Source organism: Variovorax sp. 01T439_2 (assembly GCF_056398445.1).
The window spans coordinates 1-5,274 of record NZ_JBFTPJ010000373.1 but is presented as its reverse complement, the minus strand read 5'-3'; the positions used below and the strand labels follow the sequence as shown (position 1 = coordinate 5,274).

The following is a 5,274-nucleotide window of genomic DNA, read 5'->3' as shown; positions in this document are numbered from 1 at the left end:
GCCACGACCTCAGCGCATGGCGGCCCGACATCGGCGCGGCCGTGCCGATGCTGCCGACAGCCATGGGGCGCAGCTGGCTCGCGCAGGCGCCGCAGCAGTTGYGCGACGCCGTGCTGGCGCAGATCGAGGCGTCGGAGCCGGGCCACGTGCAGACATACGAAGCCGACCTGGTGCGGGCGCAGGCCGATCTCAAGCGCAAGGGCTTCTGCGTGTCTCGCGGCGCCTGGCGCAGCGACGTGCAGGCGGTCGGCGTGCCGATCCGCATTCCCCAGGACGGCGAGACCCTGGTGCTCAATTGCGGCGTGCTCACCTCGCGGCTCGGCCCGCGCCAGCTCGAGCAAGGCGTGGGCCCGCGCCTCGTCGCGCTCGCGCGCAGCGTGGAAGCCGACCTGGATGCCGCGCCATGAAAGATGCGGACACCAAGGACCGCCAGTTCGCCACCACGCTCGCGAGCGGCATCGACCTGCTGCTGTGCTTTCATCCCGGCGAATCGAGCCTCGCGAACAAGGACTTTGCGCAGCGCACCGGCCTTTCCAAACCCACGGTCGCGCGCCTGACGCACACGCTGGCGCTGCTCGGCTACCTGCGGCGCGACCCGGCCAGCGCCAGGTACCGGCTGGGCGCGGCCGTGCTCGGCCTCGGCCATCCGCTGCTGGCCAGCATGCGCATCCGCCCGGTCGCGCGGCCGATGATGGAAACGCTGGCGCGCGAGATCGAGGGCGCCGTCTCGCTCGGGCTGCGCCACCGCATCCACATGGTCTACGTGGAGACTGCGCGCAGCAGCGAAGACTTCGTGCTGACGCCCGACATCGGCGCGCCGCTTCCCATGCTGGCCACGGCCATCGGCCGCGCCTGGCTGGCGCGCGCCGCGCCCGAGGAGCGGCTGTCGGTGCTGAACCAGATCCGCGTTGCCGCGCCGGCCGAGTTCGAGCGCCACGCGGCGGCCGCCGAGCTGGCGCGCGAAGAACTGGCGCGCGACGGTTTCTGCAGTGCCCGCGCCGACTGGCAGCCGAACCGGCATGGCTTTGCCGTGCCGCTGCACGGCTTGGTGGATGGGATGCAGTTCGTGCTGAACTGCGCCGTGGCAACCAGGCGCGGCAGCTTCGCGCAGATGCGCCGGGAGGCCGCGCCGCGGCTGCTCACGCTGGCGCACAGCATCGAGCTCTCGCTGGGCCTGCGATAGCGCGCGCCGGCACCGCGTTCAGGATGTCGAAACATGGGTTGCGGCAAATGGAGCGCGCCAACAGACTTCGATGCATGCCGCCATCCGACGCTTTCAAACCCACCGCCGCCGCCGAGCCCGCGCCACCGCCCGCCACGCCACAGGGGCCGCTCGCCGGCATCCGGATCCTCGACATGGCCACCGTGATTGCGGCGCCCTTCTCGGCCTCGCTGTGCGCCGACATGGGCGCCGAGGTCGTCAAGCTGGAGCTGCCCGAAGGCAACGACCCGCTGCGCTCGCTCTCGCCCACCACGCCGGATCACGCGCTGTTCTGGAAGGTCTCGAACCGCGGCAAGAAAGGCGTGTCGCTCGACGTGCGCAAGCCGGAAGGCCGTGCGCTGTTCCTGCGGCTGATCGCGTCCTTCGATGTGCTGGTCGAGAACTTCCGCACCGGCACGCTCGACAAGTGGGGACTCGACGCGCCCACGCTGTGGTCGGTCAACCCCAGGCTCGTCATCCTGCGCCTCACTGGTTTCGGCCAGACCGGCCCGTATGCGCAGCGCCCGGGCTTCGCGCGCATCTTCGAGGCGATGAGCGGCTTCGCCCACCTGACCGGCGAAAGCGGCCGCAGTCCGCAGCACATGAACTATCCGCTCGGCGACGTCATCGCGGGCCTGTTCGGCGCCTTCGCCATCTCCACCGCGATCGCGGAACGCCATCGCCACCCGGACGCACCGGGCCGGGAGATCGACCTCGCGGCGACCGAGGCCATGTTCCGGCTGCTCGAGGCCCTGCCGGTCGAGCACGAGGTGCTGGGGCAGGCGCGCAGCCGTTCGGGCAGCCGGGCCACCTACACGGCCCCGTCCAACATGTACCGCACAACGGACGGCCACTGGGTCACGATCGTGGGATCGTCCGACCCGATCTTCAAGCGCATCTRCCAGGCCATGGGCCAGCCGGCGCTGGCGCGCGATCCGCGCTTTGCGACCACGCCGGACCGGGTGCGCAATATCGACGAGATCGATGCGATCGTCGCCGGCTGGTGCGAGTGCCAGACGCGCGCGCAACTGTCCGAGGCCCTGACCCGCGGCGGCGTTCCCCACAGCAAGGTCTATGCGGTGGACGACGTGATGGCCGATCCGCACTTCATTGCGCGCGAAGCCATCATCCGCTTGCCCGACCCGGACCTCGGGTCGCTGCCCGCCCCCGCGATCGTGCCGCGCTTCTCGGGCTTCAAGCCCGCGGCGCCGCGCACCGGGCCGGCGGCCGGCGAACACAACGCGGAGGTCTACGGGACGCTGGGCCTTGGCAGCGATGCGCTGGACAGGCTGCAGCGCGAGGGCGTGATCTGAGCCATGCGTCCGCGAGGCGCGCCGCCTACGACGCGGCAACCGCCTCCTTGACGAAGTCCGCGTAGCTGCGCAGTGGACGGCCGAGCAGGGCCTGCAGGCGATCCGCTGCGCCCTCCTCACCGTGCATGCCGAACTTCTGGATCCCGGCCATCATCAGGCGCATGTCGTAGGCCAGCCAGGACGGGCCCAGCGCGGCCATCTGGCCTTCGAAGGCGGCCACATCGTCCCCGCCGTAAGCCACTTCGCGGCCGAGCGCGGCACTCCAGGCCTTGGCCACCGAGGCGCCGGTCAGCAGCTCGGGGCCGACCAGCTCCAGCGTCAGGCGCGGCAGTGGCGCTGGTGCGCGGTCGCGGCGCAGCAATTCGGCAACGGCGGTGTCCACGATGTCCCGCGCATCGATCATCGCGACGCCCGTGGAGCCGATCGGCATCGGGTAGACGCCGTGGCCCTGGATCACCTGCTGCACCATGCGCTCGTTCTGCATGAAGTACGCGGGCCGAAGGATGGTCGCGGGAATGTCGAGGCTCTCGATCATTCGCTCGACCGTGTGCTTGCCGGTGAAGTGCGGCACGTCGGTGAACTTGTCCGCATGGATGACCGACAGGTAGACGATGCGCTCGATGCCAGCCTCGCGCGCCAGGTTCAGCGCGACGAGGGCCTGGGTCACTTCGTCGGGCGTGACGGCGTTCAGCAAAAACAGCGTGCGCACCGAGGACAACGCCGCGCGCAGCGAGGACACGTCGGTCAGGTCGCCGACGACCTCCTTGACGCCCGCCGGGAAGCGCTGCTTTCCGGGCGTGCGGACGAACGCGCGGACCTCGGCGCCGGCGGCGGCCAGGCCTTGGACGACGAGGGAACCGATGGTGCCGGTGGCACCAGTGACGAGAATGCTCATGAAAATCTCCTGGGAAGTTGAAGAGGGATAAAAAAAGATCGATCAGCGCGAGAAATCCGCGACCACCTTGCCGATGCGCGGGTCGGTGCGATTGCGTTCGATGGCCGCGGGGATGTCGCCGAAGCCCACGGTTTCGCCGAGCTTCGAAACCAGCGTGCCTTCGGCGATCTCTGCCACCAGCCGTTCCAGCAGGGCGGTGTCCGGCTTGTTCATGAACCACAGTCCGCGTCGCCCGGGCGGCGTGCGTGCCAGGATGTCGGGCGAGGACGTGCCGACGATCGCGCCGTCCTTCGACAGCACCTGCCACGAGCGATCGAGCACTTCGCCGCCGACGTAGTCGAGCACCAGGTCGATGTCCTGCGCGACCGATTCGAAGCGTTCTGTGCGGTAGTCGATGACGTGGTCCGCGCCCAGGCTGCGCACGTATTCGAGGTGCGCGGTCGATGCCGTCGCGAACACTTCGGCACCCGCCCGCTTGGCGTACTGCACGGCATAGCCGCCCAGTCCACCCGCCGCGCCGTGGATCAGGATCCGCTGGCCTGCGGTGATCGGACCCGCGTGGTGCAGGCTTTGCCAGGCGGCCACGGCCGCCACCGGAACGCCGGCCGCATGAACGTCGTCCAGGCCTTGGGGCGTGCGCACCAGGTTCGCCTCGGCTACGGCCACGACATCGGCATAGGCACCGAGGCCGCCCAGCGGCCCCATGACGCGATCGCCCACGCGAAAGCGCGAAGCGCCGGGGCCGAGCGCCTCGACGGTGCCCGCAAGCTCGATGCCCAGCACGGCGGGCAGCTGCAGCGGGAAGGCTTCCCGGACGAAGCCCTCGCGAACCTTCCAGTCGATGCCGTTCACGCCGGCGGCCCGAACGCGGACCAGGACCTGGCCCGGCCCGGCTGCGGGGCGCGCGATCTCGGCGACCTCGGCGGCGGCCGCACCGCCATAGGCCCTGATCAGCACGGCGCGTTGCGTAGTGGTGTTGGTGGTCATTTCAATTTCCTCATCTCGAAGTTGCGATGGGGAGAAGATAGGCCGTTGCATTCGTAAAACGAAGACCCGAAAATGAAGACCCCTCGTCTCAAATCCGGAACACATGGACCTGAACGCATTGACCGACTTCGCGCTCGTCGCAGCGAATGGCGGGCTCGGAAAAGCCAGCCGCGCGAGCGGAAGATCGAAGGCGACCCTGTCCCGGCGCATCGCGGACCTGGAAGAGCAGCTCGGCGTGCGGCTCATCGAGCGCAGTGCCCGCGGGCTCAAGCTCACGGAGGCCGGCCAGATGCTGATGGACCGCACCGAAGGGCCGATGCATGAGGTGGCCGACGCCATGACCTCCGCGCGCGAGGGCCTGTCGGTGCCGCGCGGGCGCTTGCGCATCGCCTCGCCGGTGCTGTTCTCGCAGCTGGCGATGGGCCGCATCGGCGCCGAGTTCTGCACGGCCTACCCCGAGGTCAGCTGCGAGGTGGTGGCGGACGATCGCCTGGTCGATCTCGTCGAGGAGCAGTTCGACGCCGCGATCCGGATCAATCCCAGCCCCGACAGCAGCCTCGTGGGCCGGTGCTTCGCCAAGGACCGGCTGGTGGTCGTGGCCGCGCCCTCGGTGCCCATGCCCAAGCGAGGCAAGGGCAAGGTCAGCGCCGTTCCCGGCGTTGTTGCAACAACCTTCCAAGGCGGCAACTGGACGCTCGACGACGGGCGCCTGGTCGTGGAGCCGGTCCCGCGGCTCAGGCTTTCATCGTTCCTGATGATCCGCGACGCCGCGGTGGCCGGCGCCGGCGCCGCGCTGATCCCGCAGTCCATCGCGTGGAACCAGCTGTGGCCGGCGCCGGCGCCGCGCTGATCCCGCAGTCCATCGCGTGGAACCAGCT

At 69.8% G+C, this 5,274-nt stretch carries 6 protein-coding genes; 4 read left to right on the top strand and 2 right to left on the bottom strand.

Going from position 1 to position 5,274, the window contains the following annotated elements:
• From AC1DOC_RS18025 to AC1DOC_RS18015, 3 genes are all read left to right on the top strand, one after another.
• Positions 1 to 407, top strand: a 407-nt coding sequence (locus tag AC1DOC_RS18025; protein WP_478130199.1) for an IclR family transcriptional regulator domain-containing protein, incomplete at its 5' end; no start/stop codon positions are given.
• Positions 404 to 1,183 (top strand): IclR family transcriptional regulator, encoded by a 780-nt coding sequence (locus tag AC1DOC_RS18020; RefSeq protein ID WP_015866238.1) that lies wholly within the window; start codon positions 404 to 406, stop codon positions 1,181 to 1,183. The genes AC1DOC_RS18025 and AC1DOC_RS18020, both read left to right, overlap by 4 nt.
• A 74-nt stretch (positions 1,184 to 1,257) precedes the next feature.
• Positions 1,258 to 2,514: a CaiB/BaiF CoA transferase family protein gene (locus AC1DOC_RS18015; protein ID WP_478130198.1), complete on the top strand. Its 1,257-nt coding sequence runs from the start codon at positions 1,258 to 1,260 to the stop codon at positions 2,512 to 2,514.
• Between the two features lie 25 nt (positions 2,515 to 2,539).
• Here AC1DOC_RS18015 and AC1DOC_RS18010 read toward each other — a convergent pair whose 3' ends face one another.
• Positions 2,540 to 3,409, bottom strand: coding sequence for an NmrA/HSCARG family protein (locus AC1DOC_RS18010; RefSeq protein WP_018907363.1), 870 nt, complete (start codon positions 3,407 to 3,409; stop codon positions 2,540 to 2,542).
• Positions 3,410 to 3,451: 42 nt separating this feature from the next.
• Entirely contained in the window at positions 3,452 to 4,396 is a 945-nt protein-coding gene (locus tag AC1DOC_RS18005; RefSeq protein WP_018907362.1) for an NADP-dependent oxidoreductase, read from the bottom strand.
• A gap of 103 nt (positions 4,397 to 4,499) precedes the next feature.
• On the opposite strand from AC1DOC_RS18005, the gene AC1DOC_RS18000 reads away from it, so the two are divergent.
• A complete protein-coding gene (locus AC1DOC_RS18000) occupies positions 4,500 to 5,246 on the top strand; it encodes a LysR family transcriptional regulator (RefSeq protein ID WP_478130197.1) in 747 nt (248 codons plus the stop codon).
• Positions 5,247 to 5,274: the final 28 nt, after the last annotated feature.

Coding starts and splice junctions, on each gene's coding strand:
- AC1DOC_RS18020 (WP_015866238.1), top strand. CDS start 404: ATGAAAGATGCGGACACCAAGGACCGCCAGTTCGCCACCACGCTCGCG.
- AC1DOC_RS18010 (WP_018907363.1), bottom strand. CDS start 3,409: ATGAGCATTCTCGTCACTGGTGCCACCGGCACCATCGGTTCCCTCGTC.
- AC1DOC_RS18005 (WP_018907362.1), bottom strand. CDS start 4,396: ATGACCACCAACACCACTACGCAACGCGCCGTGCTGATCAGGGCCTAT.
- AC1DOC_RS18000 (WP_478130197.1), top strand. CDS start 4,500: ATGGACCTGAACGCATTGACCGACTTCGCGCTCGTCGCAGCGAATGGC.